Source organism: Gottfriedia acidiceleris (genome assembly GCF_023115465.1).
GTDB lineage: Bacteria > Bacillota > Bacilli > Bacillales > Bacillaceae_G > Gottfriedia > Gottfriedia acidiceleris_B.
In genome coordinates, this window is record NZ_CP096034.1 from 4,245,785 (window position 1) to 4,268,554 (window position 22,770).

Sequence of the window (22,770 nt, forward strand, 5' to 3'; positions counted from 1 at the left end):
TAACACCTCTCTATCTTTACTTATTTTACCATAAAATATGTTTGTATACATAAAGCAGTGGACAATTTTGTCCACTGCTTTTTATTTACTATCGTTTTTTATTACCTTTTGCGACTTTTTCGTAAAAAGGCTTATTCTTTTTGCTCTTGCTTTTGCTTTTCGTTGGATTAAAACGATCATCGCGTTTATTTCTCGATGATTTTCCACCACGTCCGCTTTCTTTCTCTTCATTTCGAGGTGAAGTATCACCGCCACGTCTTCCACGAGAACGGCCACTGCGAGAGCTGTCTCCATTTCGTTCTGAAGAACCTCTGCCGCGTCCTCCTCGTCCTCTGCCGCCACCAGAGCCACCGCCAAGATTAACCGGTCCTCTACCGCCGCTTCTACGAGGTTTGTTCGATTTCATGCCAACAATTTCAAAATCGATTGCTCGTTCTTCTTTATTAACATTAACTACTCGAACTGAAACTTCATCACCGATTCTGAAGATTTTCCCTGTTCTTTCACCAATCATCGCGTACGTACGCTCGTCATAGTTATAATAGTCATCTGATAAATCAGCAACGCGAACTAAACCTTCAATTGTATTTGGCAGTTCAATAAACATACCGAAATTTGTAACAGAGCTGATAATACCGTCATACTCTTCACCAATTTTATCAAGCATGTACTCTGCTTTTTTCAAATCATCAGTTTCTCTTTCTGCTTCAACTGAGCGACGCTCCATATTGGATGCATGTTCAGCAATTGCAGGTAATTTATCATCCCACTCACGTTTTGTCTCATTATCCATTTTTCCTTCGATTAAATATTTACGAATTAATCGATGAACAATTAAATCCGGATATCGACGAATCGGTGATGTGAAATGAGTATAATACTCCGCTGCTAATCCGAAATGGCCAAGATTATCAGCCTCGTATTTCGCTTGTTTCATTGAACGAAGCATTACTGTTGAAATGACTGTCTCTTCTGGTTGCCCATGAACCATATCTAGAACTTGTTGCAACGCTCTCGGGTGAATTTCATTTCCAGCACCTTTTACTGTATAACCAAATGATGCAATAAATTCAAAGAATCGTTGTAACTTTTCTTCTTTAGGATCCTCATGGACACGATACATGAACGGTACATTTAACCAATGAAAATGCTCAGCTACTGTTTCATTCGCTACAAGCATAAATTCTTCAATTAGTTTTTCTGCAGTTGAGCGCTCACGAATGACGACATCAGTTGGATGACCTTCTTCATCAACTAATACTTTTGATTCTTTAAAATCAAAATCGATTGCTCCACGAGTCATTCGTCGATTACGTAAGATTTTGGCTAACTTGGCCATTTCCTCAAACATTGGGACTAACGGTTCGTAACGCTCACGCAATTCAGTATCTTGCTCATCTAATATTTTATTTACATCGCTATACGTCATTCTTTCAGTTGTTTTAATAATACTTTCAAAAATTTCATGCTTAACAACTTCACCTTTTTGGTCAATTTCCATTTCACATGAAAGTGTAAATCGATTTACTTTTGGATTTAATGAACAAATTCCATTTGATAAACGATGCGGAATCATTGGAATAACTCGGTCAACTAAGTAAATACTTGTTCCACGATCATGTGCTTCTTGATCAATTGGTGAGTTATCTGTCACATAGTATGATACGTCTGCAATATGTACACCTAACTTATAATGACCATTTTCAAGCGCTGTTACTGTAACAGCATCATCTAAGTCCTTTGCATCTGCTCCATCTATCGTTACAATTTGTTCATCACGAAGATCGCGACGAGTGCCAATAGCTGATTCATCAATCTCATCCGGTACAGCATTTGCTTGATCCATTACTTCCTTAGGGAATTCTTGAGGTAAATCAAACTTATGAATGACCGATAAAATATCAACACCAGGATCATTTTTATGTCCTAGTACTTGTACTACAATACCCTCTGCATTTTTCCCATTCTCAGGAAACTGAGTAAGTTCTACAACGACTTTGTGACCTTCCACTGCGCCTTGGGAATTACTCTTTGTAATAAAAATATCACTTCCGAATCGTTTATCATCAGGAACAACGAAACCGAAACTTTTCTGAGCCTGGTATGTACCTACCATTTTCGTTTGACCACGTTCAACAATTTTTACAATTGTCCCTTCTCTACGTGCATCACTTTTTTCTTTTGTAATACGAGCTAAAACGATGTCTCCATGTAAAGCACCATTTAAATCTGACGGTGAAATAAATACATCTTCTGCTCCTGCTTCTTCTGGAATGACAAACGCAAAGCCTTTAGCATGGCCAGTTAATTTACCTCTAACTAAATTAGATTGATCAGGTAAACTGTATTTATTATTTCGTGAACGTACAATATACCCCTCATCTTCTAACATAACCAGCGTTTTTACTACTTCTCGAAAGTCACTTGCATCAGTCAACTCCATAGCCTCTTCTATCCCCTGGATATTTAAAGGCTTATAATCTTCACTTTTCATCAATTCCAATAATTTTTCTTTCCATTGTTGATTCATACTTTTCCCTCCTTTTTCTAATTGCTAAAGGGTATTTAATTTAAGTTTGTCCAGAAAGATTTCATTCTACCATTCCAATTCATTAAGAAATGCTAGTACATCTTCATGTAACATATCTTTTTCCTGTCCAAGTGTAATAACATGTGTTGAATTTTCGTACCATTTTAATTTTTTCTGATCAGATTGCACTTCATTAAAAATAATATTTGCGCTGTCAGTATTAATCATCTCGTCTACAGTAGATTGTACGACAAACGTTGGTGCATATACTGTATCAACATTTTCACGCACTTCTTTAATTAAACCTTGAAGAGCTTTTAATGTATTCATCGGATTTTTTTTAAATTCTTCCATTTCTACTTCAATTTGTTCAGGAGATTTCCCTTCACGTTTTTTAAACTCTCTTGTGTAAGCTAAAACGCCTTCATACATAATTTCTTCACTTTTTATGTACATCGGCGAACACATTGTGACAATACCATTCAATGGAACAGTATAACCTAGCTTTAGTGCAAATACTCCACCTAAAGATAGACCTACCGCTGCAATTTTTTGATGTCCTTTATCCTTTAGAAATTGATAAGCTTCCATTACATCCTTCCACCAGTCCTCTGGTCCCGTATGAACAAGCTCATCTGGTGGTACACCATGCCCTTTATAGTGCGGTGCATGACAAGTATAACCTTGTTTTTCTAAAAAACGGCCAAGCATTCGAACATCCGCAGAATGTCCTGTAAATCCATGTAATAATAAAACTGCTCGATCTCCACCTTCAAACGTAAATGGCTTCGGCATTGTTACTCTCATATATACTCACTCCAAAACTTTTCTATCCATTTTTCTTTCGTTAATTTTATGTTATCTATAAATGATTTTGTTTATTTAAATTTATAATCGATTTCTTCAATATAAATCATTAATAATAATATTTAACTAATTTTACGTAAAGAAATTGTTCTTTTATTTTACCTTTAATTTCAATAATTTACCAATAAACAGTTTTTTTAATTAACTTGTTATGATTTAATAAAAGGTGTGGTAATAATAATGTTGGTCATTTAACCAACAAAAGGAGGATACGTTATGTTTAATAATGTTGAAGAATTTATTACTGAATGGAAAATGGAAGAAGCAAACACAATTAAATTACTAAATGCTATGACAGATGAATCACTTGATCAATCAATAGGTGAAGATTTTAGCTCATTAGGGGAACTAGCTTGGCACATAACGACAGCAATTAAAGCGATTATTTCACAGTCAGGATTACAATTCGAAGCATCTATGAGCAAAGAAGAAATGCCTGCAACTGCGAAGGAAATTACCGAAAAATACTCAGAGGCTAGTAAAGCTATGACTGAAGCAGCTCAAAAAGAATGGAAAGAAAAAGATTTAAATCAAATCATTAACGCTTTTGGATTCATTGAAATGCCTATCCACGCATTACTACGCATGGCAATTTCACATCAAACGCATCACCGTGGCCAAATGACTGTATTAATGCGTCAAGCTGGACTAGCTATTCCAGGAATGTACGGTCCAAGTAAAGAAGAATGGGCTGCAATGAAAGGTTAATAGTTAGAAATTGTCTACATTCTAAAATACAGCCAAAAACCTGGCTGTATTTTTTTCCAAATTATTTAGAAAAATATCTTCCTATCCAAGAGAAATTTTTAACAAAATAAAAAGCCACCCTTTTAGGTAGCTTGTTTATTACAGTTTAAAATATGTTACAGCAATCGTTAGAATGAAGAATAAAACTGCTACAACAACTGTTATTCTTTGTAAAACTAGTTCAAAACCACGAGCTTTTTGCTTGCCAAACAGTTGCTCAGCACCACCAGATATCGCACCTGATAGGCCGTTACTTTTACTAGATTGAAGTAAAACTAAAACAATCATAAGTACTGAAACAATAATTAAAAGTACAGATAAAAACGTATGCATTTCTTCACCTCCACAGTAATACACTGTTACTTCCTATTCTACTATGAAGAATACTATACTTCAATATGAGAGTACAACCTTATTTAATGATTTAAGATTGTTTCTTCTATCCAAGTTTTTACATCTTGATGAACTTCATCTTTATTTATTTCATGAAGCATCTCATGACGACCTTCTTCATATAATTTCAACTTTACATTTGTACATCCAATTTCTTTATATAGCCCATAAACTTTCTTTACACCTTCACCATTTTGACCAACAGGATCTTTATCTCCAGAAAAAATATAAATTGGCAATGAAGTTGGTGTCTTCTTTATTTCATCTTTTCGATGTATAATTCCAATTCCTTTCAACAATTCACGATAATAACTTGAAGAACAAATAAAACCACAATATGGATCTTTAATATAGCGATCAATCTCGGCTTCATCTCTTGTTAACCAATCATATTTTGTTTTAGGAAACTTAAAATGATTATTGAAGTTTCCAAAAGTTAAAAAGTCTAAAATTTTACTTCTCTTATTGGCACCAATCAAAAATGCCTCTGCACTTGAAATAAAGACACCTAATTTTCTTAGTATTCCTGGATCGTATCCAGTTCCAGAAATAATTAACCCATCGTATAGTCCTCCATTTAATTGAACTACTCGTCTGCTCAAATAAGACCCCATACTATGTCCAAATAGAATTAAAGGAATATCTTTTATTTCTTTTCTAATCATTTTACTTATAAAAATAATATCTTTAGCAACTTCATCCCAGCCAATTTCTTCACCAAAAAAACCTAAATCATCTTCAATAGATGCCGTTTTCCCGTGACCTCTTTGATCATGAATAAACACTGCAAACTGATTATGAACTAAATATTCAATAAATTTTTCATAAGCCCCACCATGTTCTGCCATTCCATGTACAATTTGAATTACAGCAATTGGTTCAGCAGGAATATATTTTCGCAAATAGATTTTTGTTCGATCCTTCGCCGAAATTAATCCTTCCCAATTATTCATTTTTATGCCCCTTCATCTCATATGTTGTAAAAGATACTACTAAGAAAAAACAAGTGAAATAGATTATTTCTAATCGTATGTATGTAAATGTAAATTCATCACCCAATATTCTCCAAAAAACAATTACTAATGAAACTATAACAATAATAAATGGAAGTAAATAGGTTTTTATAGTATACCAAATATAATCTTTTAAGTATGCGAAAAAGTTCATAATTATCCTCCCAATTATTTGACACTCATATCCATAATTCAATACTAATCCAAATTATTTTATTCTTTAGGTTAATTTTTAACAATTTTTCATCAATTTGATGAACTTTTTATGTCAAAGTTAAACTAATTTTTTGGATTTTAACTAAACATGTTTTGTATTGATGTTTGAATTGAGATCAAAACAGAATGAATGGGGGATTCGAAATGAAAAGAGGTATACAAACAATTTTAAGCATCGTCTTTGCAATTGTCATGCTTGTCTTGTTCGTTATTTTCTTCGTAAAAGACGATTCTTATCGGTATCCAATCGCATTAGGTGGCTTCGCTTGTGCACTCGTACCGCTCATATTAGATAAGCTTTTCAAGATTCGATTTGCATTTCCGTTTATTCTCTCTTATTTTGCTTTTTTAATAGGGTCCTTATGTCTTGGTTCAATGCTTAGATTTTATAGTTTAGGCTGGTGGGATACGTTTTTACATTTTTTAAGTGGCACACTAGTCGCGTTTTTAGCAATTGATTTAATGGGAAAATTGACTACCAAACAGTCTCGGAGTGAAATGTCTGCTGGATTCATTTTTCTCTTTGTTTTTTCATTTGGAGTATTTTGTGGAGCAATATGGGAGATTTGGGAATTCAGTAGCGACCAATTTTTTGGAACTAATACGCAAGGCGGAGGTAATTTTGATACAATGACAGATATAATCGCAGACTCAATTGGAGCACTCATTATCGCATTTTGGTTTGCTAGATCGAAAAAAAATAAGTAAAAGTATTTATTAATGGATAATATGAAACTATTAAATCTAATTTAGTAGTCACAATAAAAAAACCTGATTAATCTAAATGAATAATCAGGTTTCATATTTTATGACTTCACTTCAACTACGATATTCTTCATAATCTTGAACATTGGCACCATGATGATGATTCCAATAACGAATAATAATGCTGAAACTTGATAAATAGAGATTAAAGAAAAATGCTCCTTTAAAATACCTGCCAAGCTCATAGTAATGACCATAGCTCCCATAAATAAAGGTGTTAATATACCGTTTACCCTGCCTACAAACTTTTCATCAGTATTTTTTAAGATGATTGTATTAATACCGATATGCAACGCAGGCATAAATAGTCCGATAAAGAATTCAGCAACAAGCGTTAGCCAGAACATCTCAGACCAACCTATAACAAATATTCCAATCGCATTGACCGCCATACCGATTAATAATAATACATGCGGTGCCAACTTATTCGATATGACCATTATTAGGCCACCACCTATAATCATAGCGGCTCCATTTGCCGCGAATATCCATTGTAAATATTCCTTATCTAATCCTAGTCGTTCAGTTACTAAAAAAATTGCTAGAGGATGGATAAGACCTATACCTAATCCTGCCGCTGCAAATACTCCACCTAAATAGACGAGAATTTTTCGAGACCAAACGTATTGGAATCCTGACTTCATCTCTTCCAATAATGATGTTGTATGTTCAGACTTTTCTTCTTCTTGATCCTTAGGTAATCTTGTTAATACTAAAGCTGACATAAGAAAAGCAATCCCTACAATTCCCATCGAAACATGTATTCCAGCTTGTTGAAATACGAATGTACCTAATACTGGACCTAAAATCATAAACACTGCCATCATCGTTTGAAAGATAGACATACCTGCTTGCATTTGCTCACCAGGTACATGAACTTTAAATAATTTCATATTGGAAGGCTGAGAAAACTGGGACAAGATTGCTGAAACTAATGTAGCAAAAAACACAAACTTCCATGTTCCATATAATAGTGCTAACAAAATAACAAATATAGATACAGCACTTAACAGATCGCACCATATCATTGTACGCTTTGGTTTCCAACGATCGGCAAAAGTTCCACCGATAAAAGAAAAAATAAAAATTGGCGCAAATTCAGCAACTGATATCAATGATACGGCTGTTGCATCACCATTGGTCTTTTCCACTACAAATAATAAGATTGCAAAATTACGAATCCAAATACCAACTTGAATAAACAAACCTGCTGAAAGAATCGTCTGAATAAAAGGATTTTTTAACAAAGAAGCCATTGAAGGATTTGAAGCTGTTGGAGTAGTTTTAGACATTTTTTCCCCTCTCTTATTTCAATTACATTTTAACCACGCAAGAACTAACGTTCCTTAGAACATACATTCTTATTTTAACATTAAATTTCTTTAATAATCAATCCCAATTCTTGTCAATTGGAAAATTTAAAGTCACCATGGAAAGGAGAAAAATTAAGTTCGTTTATACCATTCAATAAAGTAATTTACTTTAAAAGTTACAAAAAAATGTCACTGAGTTAATCAATGACATTTTTTCATGCTGTTGAAAAACTACCTTGTCAATTAAATATCAAATTTTCGTGAAAGGAGTAGAGTGATGTTGATTTCCATTACAGGATGCTCGCTTTCCATGGGGCGAGATTCTTTAGCCTCCTCGGCAAGCCTGTGGGGTCTCAGCCTTCCCGCTTATCCCATAGGAGTCGAGCATCCCTCCATTCCAATCAACTTATTCATCTAAAAATGTCTGAGATAAACCCTAATCAAATAGCCTTTCCTTAGAGTAATCTAACTTTAATCAGATAGTAGATCAATTAATATTGAACATTTATTAAACTAAACAATCGAATTTGTTTTCTAAAAAAAGCTTATAATATTTTTAACGTCTAAAAAATCATTTCTATTGTTATTGAAATAATGAAATTGCTCAAACATATTAACATTTATAACCATTAAAAGATCATTCAAAAAATGCTAATTTTATAATTATGAAATGTTCACTTAAAGTCCCTTTTCCCTATTTGACGATTTTATATTTCAACACTCTGAAAAAATGTCACCTTAATCAATGACATTTTTTACAGCAATAAAAAAAAGAGAAGGTGACGATCCTTCTCTTTTTAACGTGTCTATAATGGATTATGTTTTTTTGTTAATACACTTAGTTTTGATTAAATTATTTTCTTAAGTTGTAGAAAGATTTTAATCCTTGGTATACTGCGCTTTCGCCTAACTCGTCTTGAATACGTAATAATTGGTTGTATTTAGCAATACGGTCTGTACGAGAAGCAGAACCTGTTTTAATTTGACCAGCATTTGTAGCAACTGCGATATCAGCGATTGTGCTATCTTCAGTTTCACCAGAACGGTGAGAAACTACTGCTGTGTAACCTGCACGTTTAGCCATTTCGATTGCATCGAAAGTTTCTGTTAATGTACCGATTTGGTTAACTTTGATAAGGATTGAGTTTGCGATACCTTTTTCAATACCTTCAGCTAATTTTTTAGTGTTCGTAACGAATAAATCGTCACCTACTAATTGTACTCGGCCACCTAAGCGTTCTGTTAATAATTTGTGACCATCCCAGTCATTTTCATCTAAACCATCTTCAATTGAAAGGATTGGGAAATCATTGCAAAGTTGCTCGTAGAAATCAACCATTTCAGCTGAAGATACACCAGTGCGTCCTTCACCTGCAAGATCGTATTTACCAGTTTCTTTGTTAAAGAATTCAGAAGAAGCAACGTCCATTCCTAAGAATACTTGCTCTCCAGCTTTATAACCAGCTTTATCAATTGCTTCCATGATTACTTCTAAAGCTTCACGGTTTGAACCAAGGTTTGGAGCGAATCCACCTTCGTCACCTACAGCTGTGTTTAAACCTTTGTCATGTAATACCGCTTTAAGATTGTGGAAAATTTCAGTACCCATACGAATTGCTTCTTTAAAGCTATCAGCACCTACAGGTAAGATCATGAATTCTTGGAAGTCTACGTTATTATCAGCATGAGAACCACCGTTGATGATGTTCATCATCGGAACTGGTAATTGTTTTGCATTAAATCCACCAAGGTATTGGTATAATGGTAGACCTAATTCATCAGCTGCTGCACGAGCTACTGCCATAGATACACCTAGAATTGCGTTAGCACCTAATTTACCTTTGTTTTCAGTACCATCTAGCTCAATCATACGACGGTCGATTGAAACTTGATCAGTTACTTCGTATCCAACGATTTCTTCAGCTAAAATATCATTAACATTAGCTACAGCTTTCTCAACACCTTTACCAAGGTAACGAGATTTGTCTCCATCACGTAATTCAACAGCTTCATATTCACCAGTTGAAGCACCACTTGGTACTAGTGCACGGCCAAAGCCACCATCTTCTGTATAGACTTCTACTTCAACAGTAGGGTTACCACGAGAATCTAATACTTCGCGAGCATAAACATCAATAATCATTGACATAATAAAATCTCTCCTTTGATTGCGTTAATACGCATTATTAAAAACTTTTTATATTAACTGTCACTTATTTAATAAGTGATTTACCAGTCATTTCTTTTGGTTGTTCTACTTTTAATAAATCAAGAACAGTTGGAGCTAAATCACCTAAAATACCATCTTCACGTAATGTAATACCTTCTTCAGTAACAATAACTGGTACAGGATTAGTCGTGTGAGCTGTCATAGGTTCACCCTCTGGTGTAATTTCTTCATCAGCATTTCCATGGTCAGCAGTAATGATTGCTTTTCCGCCTTTAGCAAGAATTGCATCAACTACTTCTCCTAAACATTCATCAACCGCTTCAATTGCTTTAATTGTCGGCTCAAGTTTTCCTGAATGTCCTACCATATCTGGATTTGCAAAGTTTAAGATGATGACATCATGCTTGTCTGCTGCAATCTCTTTCAGTAATGCATCTTTTACTTCATAAGCACTCATTTCAGGTTTCAAATCGTAAGTCGCAACTTTTGGCGAGTTAATTAAAATACGTTCTTCACCTGGGAACTCTGCTTCACGGCCTCCACTAAAGAAAAATGTAACGTGTGGATACTTTTCCGTTTCAGCAATTCGTAATTGTTTTAAGTTATTTTGTGACAGAACTTCACCTAAAGTGTTATCTAGGTTTGTTGGTTTAAATGCTACATAACCTTGTACTGTTTCGCTAAAATGTGTTAAGCAAACGAAATGAACATTTTTCGGGAACTTACTTCCACGATCAAAGTCACGGAAATCATCGTTTGTAAATACATTTGAAATTTGAATTGCACGGTCAGGTCGGAAGTTGTAGAAAATAATGGAGTCATCATCACTTATTGTTGCAACTGGTGTTCCATCTTCTTTTACCATTACAGAAGGTAAAACGAATTCATCATGGATACCGTTCGCATACGAATCTTCAATTAATTCATACGGACTTGTATAAGTTGGCCCTTCTCCATATACCATTGCGCAATAGCACTTTTCTACACGATCCCAACGTTTGTCACGGTCCATGGAATAATAACGGCCAGAAATTGTTGCAAATTCTCCGACACCATATTCTTTAAACTTTGCTTCTGTTCGATCGATATATTTTTTAGCTGTAGTTGGACCAACATCTCGTCCATCAAGGAAAGCATGTAAATATACCTTTTTCATGCCTTCTTCAGCAGCTAATTTTAATAAAGCAAACATGTGATTAATATGACTGTGAATACCACCATCAGACAGTAGACCGAAAATATGTAATGCTTTATCTTTTTCTTTTGCACTTTTAATTGCATCGATGAACGTGTCATTTTTTTCGAATTCGCCTTCACGAATTGCCTTGTTTACACGCGTTAAGCTTTGATAAACAATTCGTCCAGCTCCGATATTTAAATGACCAACTTCAGAATTACCCATTTGTCCTTCAGGTAAACCTACTGCTTCACCGCTAGCCGTTAATTGTGCGTGAGGATATTTATTCCAATATCTATCATAATTTGGTTTCTTCGCTTGTGCAACAGCATTTCCAAATGTTTCGTCGCGCAAACCAAATCCATCTAGGATAATTAACGCTACTGGTTGTTTACTCATTACTTAACAGCCTCCAATAATGCAAGGAAAGAAGCTGGTTCTAAACTTGCTCCACCTACTAAAGCACCGTCAATATCAGGTTGAGCCATATATTCTTTAATGTTTTCAGGTTTAACACTGCCGCCATATTGTACACGTACAGATTCTGCAACAGTTTCATCATAAAGACTTGCTACAACATCACGAACAAATTTACATGAATCTTGTGCATCTTTTTCTGTAGCAGATTTCCCTGTTCCAATTGCCCAAATTGGTTCATATGCAATAACTAAATTCTTTACTTGCTCGTCTGTAAGGCCTGCAAGATCAGCTGTTAATTGAGTACGAATTACTTCCTCAAATTTACCGCCTTCACGTTCTTCAAGCGTTTCGCCACAGCAAAGAATTGGTGTAAGACCATGTTCAAAAGCTTTTTTTGTTTTACTATTAATAAACTCATCTGTTTCGCCATAATATTCACGACGCTCTGAATGTCCGATAATCGCATAAGTTACGCCTAAATCTTTAAGTGCTACTGGGCTAATTTCTCCAGTATAAGCTCCACTATCTTGATTACTTACATTTTGAGAACCAATTTTCAATTCAGTTCCTTTTACACCGTATAACATAGGTGCAATAAATAATGCAGGCGCACAAACTGCTGAATCTACTTTATCAGATGATGGAATGCTATTTTTTACTTCCTCAACGAATGTCATTGCTTCGTTAAGCGTCTTATTCATTTTCCAGTTACCTGCGATAATTGGTTTACGCATGAGAAACACCTTCCTAACATGGTAAGACATAAAATCTTACTCTATTTCAATTACTAAATATTGTAAAGCTATAAGACCTATTTATCGTTTAATAATGCAACTCCAGGAAGTTCTTTACCCTCCATAAATTCTAATGAAGCACCGCCACCAGTTGAAATATGGCTCATTTTATCTGCTAGGCCGAATTTTTCAGCAGCAGCAGCTGAATCTCCACCACCGATTATTGAGTATGCATCAGAATCTGCTAATGCTTGTGCTACACCTTTAGTACCTTGAGCAAATTTATCGATTTCAAACACACCCATAGGTCCATTCCAAATGACTAATTTAGAGCTTTTAATAACATCTGCATAAAGAGCAGTTGTTTTTGGACCAATATCTAGAGCTTGCCAATCTGCAGGAATGCTATCAATATCAACTTCCTGAGTATTAGCATCTTCACCGAATTTGTCAGCAATAATTGCATCAATTGGCATATAGAATTTAACACCTTTAGCTTCTGCTTTTTGTATAAATTCATTTGCTAAATCAATTTTATCCTCTTCTAAAAGAGATTGACCGATTTCATAGCCTTTAGCTTTTAAGAAAGTATAAGCTAGTCCGCCACCAATAATTAAGTTATCTACTTTTTCTAATAAGTTTTCAATTACGCCAATTTTATCTCGAACTTTCGCTCCACCGATAATAGCTGTAAATGGGCGCTCTGGATTAGAAAGTGCTTTACCTAAAACATTAATTTCTTTTTCCATTAAGAAACCTGCTACAGCTGGGATATGTTTAGCAATACCAGCAGTTGTAGCGTGTGCACGGTGAGCAGCACCAAATGCATCGTTTACATATACATCAGCTAATGAAGCAAATTCTTTTGCTAGAGCTTCATCATTTTTCTCTTCGCCTGGGTAGAAACGAACGTTTTCTAATAATAAAACATCGCCTTCGTTCATTTTGCTGATTTCTTCTTGAACTTTAGGTCCGTATGCTTCATCAGCTTTAATAACGTTTTTACCTAATTTTTCACTTAAACGTTTTGCAACAGCATTTAAACGCATGTCTTCATTTACTTGACCTTTTGGACGTCCTAAGTGAGATGCTAAAATAACTTTTGCTCCGTTTTCTATTAAATACTGAATCGTAGGAAGAGCAGCACGAATACGAGTATCATCTGTTACTTCACCATTTGCCATTGGTACGTTAAAATCTACACGGCAAAATACGCGTTTCCCTTTTACATCAATGTCATGTAATGACTTTTTGTTCATAGTAGGTGCCTCCAGTACTGTTTTTATTCATCCATGTTCAATTCCACTGGTCGATCCGTCTCATATAAAGTCGTATCTATTGTGATATTGTCACCGCAATTTTAACAGATTATGTACATCAATTGGAATTTATTTCTAGAGTAATTTTTAATATTGTGTTGGATTAGTGACAAAAGAGGATTTTTTCAAACAAAAGAGGGGAGGAAAATCCCCTCACCCTCATATTAATTTTTATAAAAATTATAGACCTTTTGAAGCGATGTGAGCTACTAAGTCAACTACACGAGTTGAGTAACCAGTTTCATTATCGTACCAAGAAAGGATTTTAACCATGTTGCCTTCCATAGTCATTGTAGATAATGCATCGATTGTAGAAGAGTTTGTGCAACCGTTATAGTCGATTGATACTAATGGCTCTTCAGAGTATCCTAAGATACCTTTTAATTCACCTTCAGAAGCAGCTTTAAATGCAGCATTTACTTCTTCAGCAGTAACTTCAGCATTTAATTCTACTACTAAGTCAACTAAAGATACGTTAGCAGTTGGTACACGTACAGCACCACCGTTTAATTTACCTTTTAATTGAGGTAATACTAATGAAACAGCTTTAGCAGCACCAGTAGTTGTTGGGATCATGCTCATTGCAGCAGCACGTGCACGACGTAAATCTTTGTGTGGTAAATCTAGAATTTGTTGGTCATTTGTGTAAGAGTGAACAGTTGTCATCATACCACGTTTGATACCAAATTTTTCGTCTAATACTTTAGCAAATGGAGCTAAACAGTTAGTTGTACACGAAGCATTAGAAATTACATTGTGGCTAGCTGCATCGTATTTGTCATCATTTACACCCATTACGATCGTGATATCTTCATTAGAAGCTGGTGCAGAGATGATTACTTTTTTAACTGATCCACCTAAGTGTTTTTCAGCATCTTTTTTATCAGTGAAACGACCAGTAGATTCTACTACAACTTCTACTCCGTAATCGCTCCAAGGTAAAGCTGCTGGGTCACGCTCAGCAATTACTTTAATTTCGCTTCCGTTTACAACGATAGAATCGCCATTAACTGCTACATCAGCGTTTACTGAACCGTGAACTGAATCATATTTTAATAAGTGAGCTAAAGTTTTAGCATCTGTTAAGTCATTAATTGCTACAACCTCTACGTTTGGGTTGTTTAAAGCTGCGCGGAAAACCATACGTCCGATACGTCCAAATCCATTAATACCAATTTTAGTTGCCATTTTTAATTTCCTCCTTTTAATAGGTAGAAGCTTTTTTTATTTTAAAGGGTACATCCTTTAATTAACTCTTTTGCTGCTCCTTCGTCTGTGACAAGGATGTTTACATGGCCTTTCTTTAAGAAAGAAGCCATTGCTTTTGCTTTAGAAGATCCTCCAGCTACTCCCAGGACATAAGGTATTTTCTCCAATTCATTCAGTTGTAAACCGATTGTTCTTACTCTGTAAACAACTTCACCATTTTCATTAAAGTAATAGCCAAATGCCTCTCCTACAGCTTCAGATTCAGTTAAAATTTCTAACTGTTCTGATGAAGATTGTCTTCGTTTTGCCATCGTAAATGCATCTCCAATGCCGTGTACGACAATTGAAGAAGATCGAATTAAATTTAGAACCTCTTTTACTCTTGGTTCTTCCATCATAGTAAGGTAGGCTTCTTCACTAAGTTCATCTGGCAAGTGAAGTAATCGATAATTACCTTTTGCCATTTCAGCCATTTTTGCACAAATTGTATTTGCTTGATTTCTTACTTCTTCACCTAAACCGCCTCGCGCTGGTACAAATAAGGTATTTAGATCTTTCGAGTCATCATTCATCATTTCAGCTACAGCAGCTAAAGTGGAACCACCAGTAACAGCAACAATATTATTTGTTTCTAGCCTTTGGTTTATACAACCAACAGCCGCTCGACCCATCTCCTTTTTTACCCAGTCCAGCTCGTCACTATCGCCTGAAACCACGATTACTTCTTTAAGGTTAAATGTTTCCTTAAGCAAGTCTTCGATATTTTTCAAACCGAATAGTTCACGCATTGGTTCTTCTAGGTCTAGAAGTAAGCTTAGTCCTTCATCCGTTAATGTCATACCAGAAGATGCGACATTAATCAGTCTTTGCTCTTTTAATAAAGCAACTTCTGATCTAAGTACTCTTTCTGTTAATCCTACGCTAGCAGACAAATTCCTTCGACCGATCGGCTGCATAATTCGTATATATTGTAGGATTTGAAATCTCTTTTGGATAACTGGAATTAGATCAGGTAATAATTTTTGTTGTAGCTTTAAAATATGGTTCATTTTCATCTCCTCTTTCACAGAGTATTCACTTGGGTCTATTTATGTCCCACTATGACATATTATGTCCCACTTGTTTTAAAAAAATTACAGCGTTTTGCAACGTTGTTTTTTTTTTGAACAAGACTTACTCCAGAAGTGAAATAACCCTGCTACATTTATATTGTAACAGGGTCATTCATTTCTTTCAACTGATAACTAACCATTTATGGCATTTAATATGTCAATCTTATGAATTTTTCCGTATGCAACGGTTTCCCCATCAATTTGAATAACAGGGATCATTAGTTGATATTCCTCTAATAATGCGTCATCAGAATAAATATCAACTTCATTTACTTCGATTTCATATTCCGATTGAACCAAACGAATTGCATCTTTTGCTTCTTCGCATAATCCACAATTCTCTTTTGTAAATAAAGTTAACTTTATCGACATACCATTCTCCTTTTTAACTAAAGCGCTTTCGTTTTGATGAACCAGGAATTCTAAGTATATCTCTATATTTTGCTACAGTTCTTCTAGAGATTTCCACTCCATGTTTTTCAGCTAATAATTCAACTAGTTTTTGATCTGATAATGGTTTTTCTTTGTTTTCTTCATCTACTAGCTGCTTGATGAATACCTGTACACTCGTTGATGCAAGCTCCTCGCCGTCCACACTTACACCTTGATGAAAGAATTTCTTCATTTCATATAAGCCAAACGGTGTCTGTACATATTTGTTTTTACAAGTACGGCTAATGGTCGATTCATGTAATGAAAGTTCTTCCGCTATCTCTTTTAAAGTAAGAGTTTTTAAATTTGCAGGACCTTTTTCAAAAAAAGCAATTTGCTTTCGAAGGATACAATTCATTACTGCTAACATCGTTGATTTTCGTTCTTCCAAGCTTTTCATTAACCAGTTAACTTGCGTATTTTTATCCTTTAAATAAGTTGAAACTTCCTTCTCATGTTGACCATTTAAAATTGAAGAATATTCATTAAGTACTTTTAAACGGGGCATAATTTTATCATTAATTAGTACAACAAATTCCCCACCTATTTTTTCAACTGTTAAATCAGGAGCCACATAATTTACTTGGTCTTGGAAATAATTTAAACCTGGCCTTGGCTGAAGGGTTAAAATTAAGTCAATTTCTTTTTGTAAATCAGGTAAGCTAATCTTAAGTTTCTTCGCTATTTCTTTCCAATTTTTATTAACAAATAGATCAAAATAATCTTTAATGACCTGTTTTGCAATTGTTGTATCAACTTCTAGACCATTTAGTTGAATCAATAAGCACTCTTTAACTGATCTTGCTCCAACTCCTGAGGGTTCGAAACGTTGAAGGGTATCAATGCAGATTTGTAACTGGACGTAAGAAATATTTAATTCATGAATAAGCTCTTCATCTGATTCCATCAAAAATCCATTTTTATCTAAGTTATAAATTAAATATTTAATAATTTTATATTCCTCATTATCTATTTTCAACTCATTTAACTGACTAACAAGTTCTTCTTGTAATGTTTCTGTTCTTCGAGTATATAACTCCATTCCTTGTCCGCTGGAAGTAGTTTGTTGTTTGACTTTTGAAGAAGTGTAATCGTTATAAGGAGTTTCGACCTCAATTAAGGGATTTTCTAATGATTGCTCAAATAAAAAATCAGTTAACTCTTGGGCATTAAATTGAAGCATTGTAATGGCTTGTCGTAGTTCCTGAGTCATTGCAAGTTTCAATGATTGTTTTTGCATTAAATTCATTTCCATACTACTTCACTCCCTTATTACTATTTTACTCGATATTTAACTTTTTCATAGTACTTGACGAATTGTTACACTAATTTAAATATAGTGAAAACGTTTACTTTTTCCTGTATAGTAAAAGTATACAACTCTTTATGATGGGTGGGCCATTATGAACAGAAAAAATCAGATTTATGAAGTTTTTCTTCAAAATAAGGAACAAGGTTTTACTGCTAATGAGATTGCTCAAAAGCTCAGTTTAGATAGAGCAAACGTTAGCAGTGATTTAAATAAATTAGTTAAAGAAGAATTATTAATTAAAACGAATTCTAGACCGGTCATATTTAAACTTCTATCTCAAACTTTACAACGAACGGATAAATCTCAAATTAAGATAGCAAGTTCAGACTATAAATATGAATATTTTTATGAGGAAAATATTAGTTTAAGACCTGCCATCGAAAAAGCTAGATCAGCTATACTCTATCCACCAAGTGGTATGCATACATTAATACTCGGTGAGACTGGGGTTGGTAAATCTGCTTTTGCTAAAAGAATGCATGATTACGCAATTCTTACGAATGTTTTAGAAAAGGATTCTCCATTCATTATTTTTAATTGCGCAGACTATGCAAATAATCCACAACTATTATTAGGTCAGCTTTTCGGTGTAAGAAAAGGTGCTTATACAGGTGCAACAGAACAAAAAGGTCTACTTGAGAAAGCAAATAATGGAATTTTATTTTTAGATGAGGTTCATCGTCTTACTCCCGAAGGTCAAGAAATGTTATTTACGTTCATTGATTATAAGTTGTATAGAAGACTAGGAGAGACAGAAAACGAGCGAACATCAAATGTTTTAATCATTTCAGCAACAACAGAGGATCCCGGGTCCACTTTATTATCTACATTTACGCGCCGGATTCCTATGGTCATTACATTGCCAGCTCTTCGTGATCGAACTTATGAAGAGAGATTGACACTCATTAAACGATTTTTCACTGAAGAAAGTGTTCGTCTAGGAAAAGAGATCGTTGTAAGTGCAAATACTATTCGCTCTTTTCTATTTTATCCGTGTCAAAACAATATCGGACAACTTAAAGCCGACATCCAATTAGCTTGCGCGAAAGCTTATGCAGATTTTATTACTCATAAACATGACAAAATACGTATTTATAGCACTGATTTGAACTGGTATGTGAAGGAAGGCTTATTCATTGAAAAAAAAGTAAAGCATGCAGTCACACTGTTAAATGAGCATTTTGAATTTTCACCAACAAAGGGTATAACTAGTAACCAACAATTGGATCATTCTGCAGATACAATTTATGACCGAATTGATACGAAATATGAAGAACTTAAACAACGTGGCGTTGCTCAGGACGAGTTATCCTTACTAATGGAAAACGATATTGAAAGTTATTTTACGCATTATTTAACTTCTATTAATCGCAAACTATCTAGTAAAGAAAATGTCCAAAAAATAATCAAGCCTGAAATTGTTACACTAAGTGAAAAGGTACTAAAACTAGCAGAAGAAAAATTAAGTAAGAGATTTAATGAAAAAATACTTGTTGCACTTAGCCTTCACATACAAACCCTATTACAACGTATACAGTCAAACAAGAAAATTTATCATCCAAATATAACGCAAATCCGAGATCAATATAAGAAAGAGTTTTCCGTTTCAATTGAATGTGTAAAAATGATTGAAGATTTTTCAAATGTTTCAATCCCATTTGATGAAGTAGCATTTATAACGATGTTTTTTGTATATGGAAACGAAGATTATAAAGTGACTAGTTCCAATGTAAAAGTAATTGTATTAGCTCACGGTAATGGAATTGCTAGAGAAATGGCAAATGTAACAAATGAACTGCTAGAAAACGAGGAAGTTATTGGAATCGATATGCCATTAAGTGAACCACCACAAGATTTTTTAATTCGAGTAAAAGATTATATTAAATCCTTAGGTAAATTAAATGGAATTCTACTTTGTATCGATATGGGGTCACTATCTTATATTGGTGACATAATTGAAGCCGAATATTCAATTCCTGTACGCGTGATTCAATTGGTAAGTACTGCACATGTAATCGAAGCCTCTAGAAAAGCAACACTAGGTTATAATTTAGACGAGCTTTATCAGGACGTGCGAAACTTAACTACTTTCTTCATCAATTCTCATTCGAATAAAACGAAACAACCTGAATTTAATCGTTCTGTCATTTTAACTGCATGTCTGACTGGTCAGGGAAGTGCAATCGCCATTAAAAATATACTAGCGAATAACTTGGTCTATGATAAAGAGATGCTAGAAATCGTACCAATTAGCCTTTTAAATAAAGACGAATTACAAAAAATGTTAAATGATATATCTAAAGAACGTAGTATCGTATGTATTGTTTCGAATTTTGATATAAATGTTCCATTTAATACGTTTCATTTACAGGATGTATTAAACATGAAGGCTACAAAGACAATACAAGAATTGATAACTTATGAAGAAACGTATTTAAAAATGGCTGAAACATTACAAGAGACTATTTCTTTAAAGGATGCTAAAAAAGTAATTAGTGTGATTAGACGTGCCTTAAATGATATACAAGTCCAAACAGATAAATTTTTCAAAAACGAGGATCTAATGGGAATTGTTATTCATATGAGTTGTATGATTGAGCGAATTCAAAACTCACAGCCTCTCATCCCATTTAAAGATAAAGAAGATAAAATAAATAGTGACTATATGCTATATTTAAAAATTAAAAAAATAATGCAGCAAATTGAGGATGCTTGTGACATTATCATACCTGATGATGAAATATGTTACTTAATGGAATTTTATTCTAGAAATGATATAAGCAGATTAGATGAAGAATTTTATATAAAATAAGAAAAAAGCCAGTTACTTTAATGAGGTAACTGGCTTCAGAGTGTTGAAATATAAAATCCTCGATAGGGAAAATGGTTATTAAATGAATATTTATTAATGATGAATTTATCCTTTTTTGGATGATCTATCTATTAATGTAATATATTTTGAGCAATTTTATGATTCTAATAACTCTAGTAATGGTTTTTTCAAAATTTAAAAATATAATGAGCTAATTTTTTAGAAAAACAAATTCAATTGATTAGTTTATTAATTAATGTTCGAAATTTGTTGACCTACAAATTGATTTATAAACTAATGTTAGAATACTCTAAGAAAAAGGCTATTTGATTAGGGTTTATCGCAGGCATTTTTTGATGAATAAGTTGATTGGAATGGAGGGATGCTCGACTCCTATGGGATTAGCGGGAAGGCTGAGACCCCGCAGGCTTGCCGAGGCCACTGAAAAAGTCCTTGTGATTAAAAAAAGTGAAGGCTTTCTCGATTTCATCGAGGAAGCCTTCACTTTTTTCTTGTATAATTGTTGTATCAAGTAACGGTGGTGTATCGAATGATCTCAAATCAAGAATCTTTTACTCTCAGTCCTTTCATGGCTTTATACGATTTAATTGTTCCGAAAGATAATATACTTCGTCAAATAAATGAATTAGTAGATTTTACGTTTGTTTTAGAAGAATTAAAAAATAAATATTGCCTTGATAACGGCCGGAATGCAGTGCCGCCTATTCGTATGTTCAAATATTTGTTACTAAAATCGATCTTTGATTTATCAGATGTTGATGTTGTTGAACGATCAAAGTATGATATGTCTTTTAAATATTTTCTTGATATGGCTCCGGAAGAATCAGTGATCAATTCAAGTTCTTTAACGAAATTTCGTAAGCTTCGTTTAAAAGATGTTGAATTATTAGACATGTTGATCAATAAAACAGTCGAAATCGCACTTGAAAAAGAACTAATTAAAAGTACGTCCATTATAGTTGATGCAACTCATACAAGATCGCGATATAATCAAAAATCACCAAAAGAATTTTTAATGGAAAAGTCAAAGCTTCTTCGAAAAGCTGTTTATCAAATCAATGAGGGAATGAGAGGAAAATTCCCACAAAAGCCAACAACGAATGATTTAATCGATGAAATTAAATATAGTCAAAAAGTCATCCAATCTGTGGAAAAAGAAGAATCAATCCGTGAATATCCAAAAGTCAAAGAAAAACTAAACTATCTAAAAGAAATTGTAGAAGATTACGAGGGCAACCTAGAATTTTCACATGATCCTGACGCAAAAACTGGTCACAAATCAGCTGATACCTCATTCTTTGGTTATAAAACACATATTGCGATGAACGAAGAGCGTCTTATTACAGCTGCATTGGTTACTACTGGTGAAAAAAATGATGGAAAGTACCTACAAACATTGATTGAAAAAAGTTGTGAAACAGGAATGGAAATTGATACAGTCATTGGTGATACAGCTTATTCAGAGATTGATAATCTTCAATACGTAAATGAAAATGAATTAAAATTAGTTTCGAAATTAAACCCAACGATTACACATGGAACACGTAAAAAAGAAGATGAATTTCAATATAATAAGGATGCGGGTATGTACGTTTGCAAGGCAGGTCATATGGCAATCCGAAAAAGAAGACAAGAAAGAAAAAATCAGAAAAAAAATCCGCGAGATATGTATTACTTTGATATTGAAAAATGTAAAAAATGTCCCTTTAAAGATGGATGTTACAAAGAAGGTGCCAAAAGTAAATCATATAGTGTAACAATTAAATCAACTGAACACAAAGAGCATGCACAATTTCAAGAAAGCGAATATTTCAAAGAGAAATCAAAAGAACGCTATAAAATTGAAGCAAAAAATAGTGAATTAAAACACAGACACGGGTACAATGTAGCAAATTCCACGGGTCTATTAGGCATGGAAATGCAAGGGGCAATGGCCATATTCGCAGTTAATTTAAAACGAATACTGACCTTAATGAAGGAAGAAAACTAAAAATGTATAAAGGAAAAGGCGATTTTCCGTTCAATTCTGAACGAAAAATCGCCTTTTTTAGATCATATATAGATTACAGTAAATAAAATTGACTGTTTTTCAGTGGCCTCGGCTTGCCGAGCAGGCTCAGGTCTCGCCCCATGGAAAGCGAGCATCCTGTAGTGGAAATCAACATCACTCTACTCCTTTTACGATAATTTTGTAATTTAATTGACAAG

General features: G+C 34.1%; 18 protein-coding genes. 4 read left to right on the forward strand and 14 right to left on the reverse strand.

Annotated elements, in window-relative coordinates:
* Positions 1–88: 88 nt before the first annotated feature.
* Together rnr and MY490_RS20020 are read right to left on the reverse strand one after the other, a co-directional pair.
* On the reverse strand, positions 89–2,530 hold the full coding sequence (gene rnr, locus MY490_RS20015) for a ribonuclease R (RefSeq protein ID WP_248267217.1): 2,442 nt from the start codon (positions 2,528–2,530) through the stop codon (positions 89–91).
* 66 nt (positions 2,531–2,596) lie between these two features.
* Positions 2,597–3,337 (reverse strand): alpha/beta hydrolase, encoded by a 741-nt coding sequence (locus tag MY490_RS20020; protein ID WP_248267218.1) that lies wholly within the window; start codon positions 3,335–3,337, stop codon positions 2,597–2,599.
* 276 nt (positions 3,338–3,613) lie between these two features.
* On the opposite strand from MY490_RS20020, the gene MY490_RS20025 reads away from it, so the two are divergent.
* On the forward strand, positions 3,614–4,105 hold the full coding sequence (locus MY490_RS20025; protein WP_248267219.1) for a DinB family protein: 492 nt from the start codon (positions 3,614–3,616) through the stop codon (positions 4,103–4,105).
* Between the two features lie 138 nt (positions 4,106–4,243).
* On the opposite strand, the gene secG is transcribed toward MY490_RS20025, so the two are convergent.
* The 3 genes from secG to MY490_RS20040 all read right to left on the reverse strand — a co-directional run bounded on the left by secG (position 4,244) and on the right by MY490_RS20040 (position 5,704).
* On the reverse strand, positions 4,244–4,477 hold the full coding sequence (secG, locus tag MY490_RS20030; protein WP_025569105.1) for a preprotein translocase subunit SecG: 234 nt from the start codon (positions 4,475–4,477) through the stop codon (positions 4,244–4,246).
* Between the two features lie 83 nt (positions 4,478–4,560).
* Positions 4,561–5,490, reverse strand: a complete 930-nt coding sequence (locus MY490_RS20035) for an alpha/beta fold hydrolase (RefSeq protein ID WP_248267220.1) — start codon at positions 5,488–5,490, stop codon at positions 4,561–4,563.
* Positions 5,483–5,704 carry a hypothetical protein gene (locus tag MY490_RS20040; protein WP_248267221.1) on the reverse strand — a complete coding sequence of 74 codons (222 nt, stop codon included), beginning with the start codon at positions 5,702–5,704 and terminating at the stop codon, positions 5,483–5,485. Before MY490_RS20040 ends, MY490_RS20035 begins: the two co-directional genes overlap by 8 nt.
* Positions 5,705–5,910: 206 nt before the next feature.
* Here MY490_RS20040 and MY490_RS20045 point away from each other — a divergent pair, with 206 nt between their 5' ends.
* A complete protein-coding gene (locus MY490_RS20045; RefSeq protein WP_248267222.1) occupies positions 5,911–6,474 on the forward strand; it encodes a DUF2238 domain-containing protein in 564 nt (187 codons plus the stop codon).
* Between the two features lie 98 nt (positions 6,475–6,572).
* On the opposite strand, the gene MY490_RS20050 is transcribed toward MY490_RS20045, so the two are convergent.
* The 9 genes from MY490_RS20050 to rpoN all read right to left on the reverse strand — a co-directional run bounded on the left by MY490_RS20050 (position 6,573) and on the right by rpoN (position 17,672).
* Positions 6,573–7,823, reverse strand: coding sequence for an MFS transporter (locus tag MY490_RS20050; RefSeq protein WP_248267223.1), 1,251 nt, complete (start codon positions 7,821–7,823; stop codon positions 6,573–6,575).
* Between the two features lie 874 nt (positions 7,824–8,697).
* On the reverse strand, positions 8,698–9,993 hold the full coding sequence (gene eno, locus MY490_RS20055) for a phosphopyruvate hydratase (protein ID WP_248267224.1): 1,296 nt from the start codon (positions 9,991–9,993) through the stop codon (positions 8,698–8,700).
* A gap of 64 nt (positions 9,994–10,057) precedes the next feature.
* Positions 10,058–11,590 (reverse strand): 2,3-bisphosphoglycerate-independent phosphoglycerate mutase, encoded by a 1,533-nt coding sequence (gene gpmI, locus MY490_RS20060; protein WP_248267225.1) that lies wholly within the window; start codon positions 11,588–11,590, stop codon positions 10,058–10,060.
* A complete protein-coding gene (gene tpiA, locus MY490_RS20065) occupies positions 11,590–12,345 on the reverse strand; it encodes a triose-phosphate isomerase (protein ID WP_248267226.1) in 756 nt (251 codons plus the stop codon). The genes gpmI and tpiA overlap by 1 nt, the downstream gene beginning before the upstream one ends.
* Positions 12,346–12,422: 77 nt before the next feature.
* Positions 12,423–13,604, reverse strand: a complete 1,182-nt coding sequence (locus tag MY490_RS20070; protein ID WP_248267227.1) for a phosphoglycerate kinase — start codon at positions 13,602–13,604, stop codon at positions 12,423–12,425.
* A 240-nt stretch (positions 13,605–13,844) separates the two neighbouring features.
* Positions 13,845–14,852, reverse strand: coding sequence for a type I glyceraldehyde-3-phosphate dehydrogenase (gene gap / locus MY490_RS20075; RefSeq protein ID WP_248267228.1), 1,008 nt, complete (start codon positions 14,850–14,852; stop codon positions 13,845–13,847).
* Between the two features lie 41 nt (positions 14,853–14,893).
* On the reverse strand, positions 14,894–15,922 hold the full coding sequence (locus MY490_RS20080; RefSeq protein WP_248267229.1) for a sugar-binding transcriptional regulator: 1,029 nt from the start codon (positions 15,920–15,922) through the stop codon (positions 14,894–14,896).
* Positions 15,923–16,117: 195 nt separating this feature from the next.
* Positions 16,118–16,351 carry a glutaredoxin family protein gene (locus tag MY490_RS20085; RefSeq protein WP_248269440.1) on the reverse strand — a complete coding sequence of 78 codons (234 nt, stop codon included), beginning with the start codon at positions 16,349–16,351 and terminating at the stop codon, positions 16,118–16,120.
* Positions 16,352–16,370: 19 nt separating this feature from the next.
* A complete protein-coding gene (gene rpoN / locus MY490_RS20090) occupies positions 16,371–17,672 on the reverse strand; it encodes an RNA polymerase factor sigma-54 (RefSeq protein WP_248267230.1) in 1,302 nt (433 codons plus the stop codon).
* Positions 17,673–17,820: 148 nt separating this feature from the next.
* Between rpoN and MY490_RS20095 the strand changes: the two genes are divergently transcribed.
* A complete protein-coding gene (locus MY490_RS20095) occupies positions 17,821–20,541 on the forward strand; it encodes a sigma-54-dependent transcriptional regulator (RefSeq protein WP_248267231.1) in 2,721 nt (906 codons plus the stop codon).
* A gap of 550 nt (positions 20,542–21,091) precedes the next feature.
* Positions 21,092–22,552, forward strand: a complete 1,461-nt coding sequence (locus MY490_RS20100) for an IS1182 family transposase (RefSeq protein WP_248267232.1) — start codon at positions 21,092–21,094, stop codon at positions 22,550–22,552.
* Positions 22,553–22,770 lie beyond the last annotated feature (218 nt).

What these genes read in the sequence shown, in the direction of transcription:
- rpoN (WP_248267230.1), bottom strand. Translation starts at nt 17,672, where the DNA reads ATGGAAATGAATTTAATGCAAAAACAATCATTGAAACTTGCAATGACT.
- MY490_RS20040 (WP_248267221.1), bottom strand. Translation starts at nt 5,704, where the DNA reads ATGAACTTTTTCGCATACTTAAAAGATTATATTTGGTATACTATAAAA.
- MY490_RS20025 (WP_248267219.1), top strand. Translation starts at nt 3,614, where the DNA reads ATGTTTAATAATGTTGAAGAATTTATTACTGAATGGAAAATGGAAGAA.
- tpiA (WP_248267226.1), bottom strand. Translation starts at nt 12,345, where the DNA reads ATGCGTAAACCAATTATCGCAGGTAACTGGAAAATGAATAAGACGCTT.
- MY490_RS20100 (WP_248267232.1), top strand. Translation starts at nt 21,092, where the DNA reads ATGATCTCAAATCAAGAATCTTTTACTCTCAGTCCTTTCATGGCTTTA.
- MY490_RS20095 (WP_248267231.1), top strand. Translation starts at nt 17,821, where the DNA reads ATGAACAGAAAAAATCAGATTTATGAAGTTTTTCTTCAAAATAAGGAA.
- MY490_RS20020 (WP_248267218.1), bottom strand. Translation starts at nt 3,337, where the DNA reads ATGAGAGTAACAATGCCGAAGCCATTTACGTTTGAAGGTGGAGATCGA.
- MY490_RS20070 (WP_248267227.1), bottom strand. Translation starts at nt 13,604, where the DNA reads ATGAACAAAAAGTCATTACATGACATTGATGTAAAAGGGAAACGCGTA.
- rnr (WP_248267217.1), bottom strand. Translation starts at nt 2,530, where the DNA reads ATGAATCAACAATGGAAAGAAAAATTATTGGAATTGATGAAAAGTGAA.
- MY490_RS20050 (WP_248267223.1), bottom strand. Translation starts at nt 7,823, where the DNA reads ATGTCTAAAACTACTCCAACAGCTTCAAATCCTTCAATGGCTTCTTTG.
- gap (WP_248267228.1), bottom strand. Translation starts at nt 14,852, where the DNA reads ATGGCAACTAAAATTGGTATTAATGGATTTGGACGTATCGGACGTATG.
- MY490_RS20080 (WP_248267229.1), bottom strand. Translation starts at nt 15,922, where the DNA reads ATGAACCATATTTTAAAGCTACAACAAAAATTATTACCTGATCTAATT.
- MY490_RS20045 (WP_248267222.1), top strand. Translation starts at nt 5,911, where the DNA reads ATGAAAAGAGGTATACAAACAATTTTAAGCATCGTCTTTGCAATTGTC.
- gpmI (WP_248267225.1), bottom strand. Translation starts at nt 11,590, where the DNA reads ATGAGTAAACAACCAGTAGCGTTAATTATCCTAGATGGATTTGGTTTG.
- eno (WP_248267224.1), bottom strand. Translation starts at nt 9,993, where the DNA reads ATGTCAATGATTATTGATGTTTATGCTCGCGAAGTATTAGATTCTCGT.
- secG (WP_025569105.1), bottom strand. Translation starts at nt 4,477, where the DNA reads ATGCATACGTTTTTATCTGTACTTTTAATTATTGTTTCAGTACTTATG.
- MY490_RS20035 (WP_248267220.1), bottom strand. Translation starts at nt 5,490, where the DNA reads ATGAATAATTGGGAAGGATTAATTTCGGCGAAGGATCGAACAAAAATC.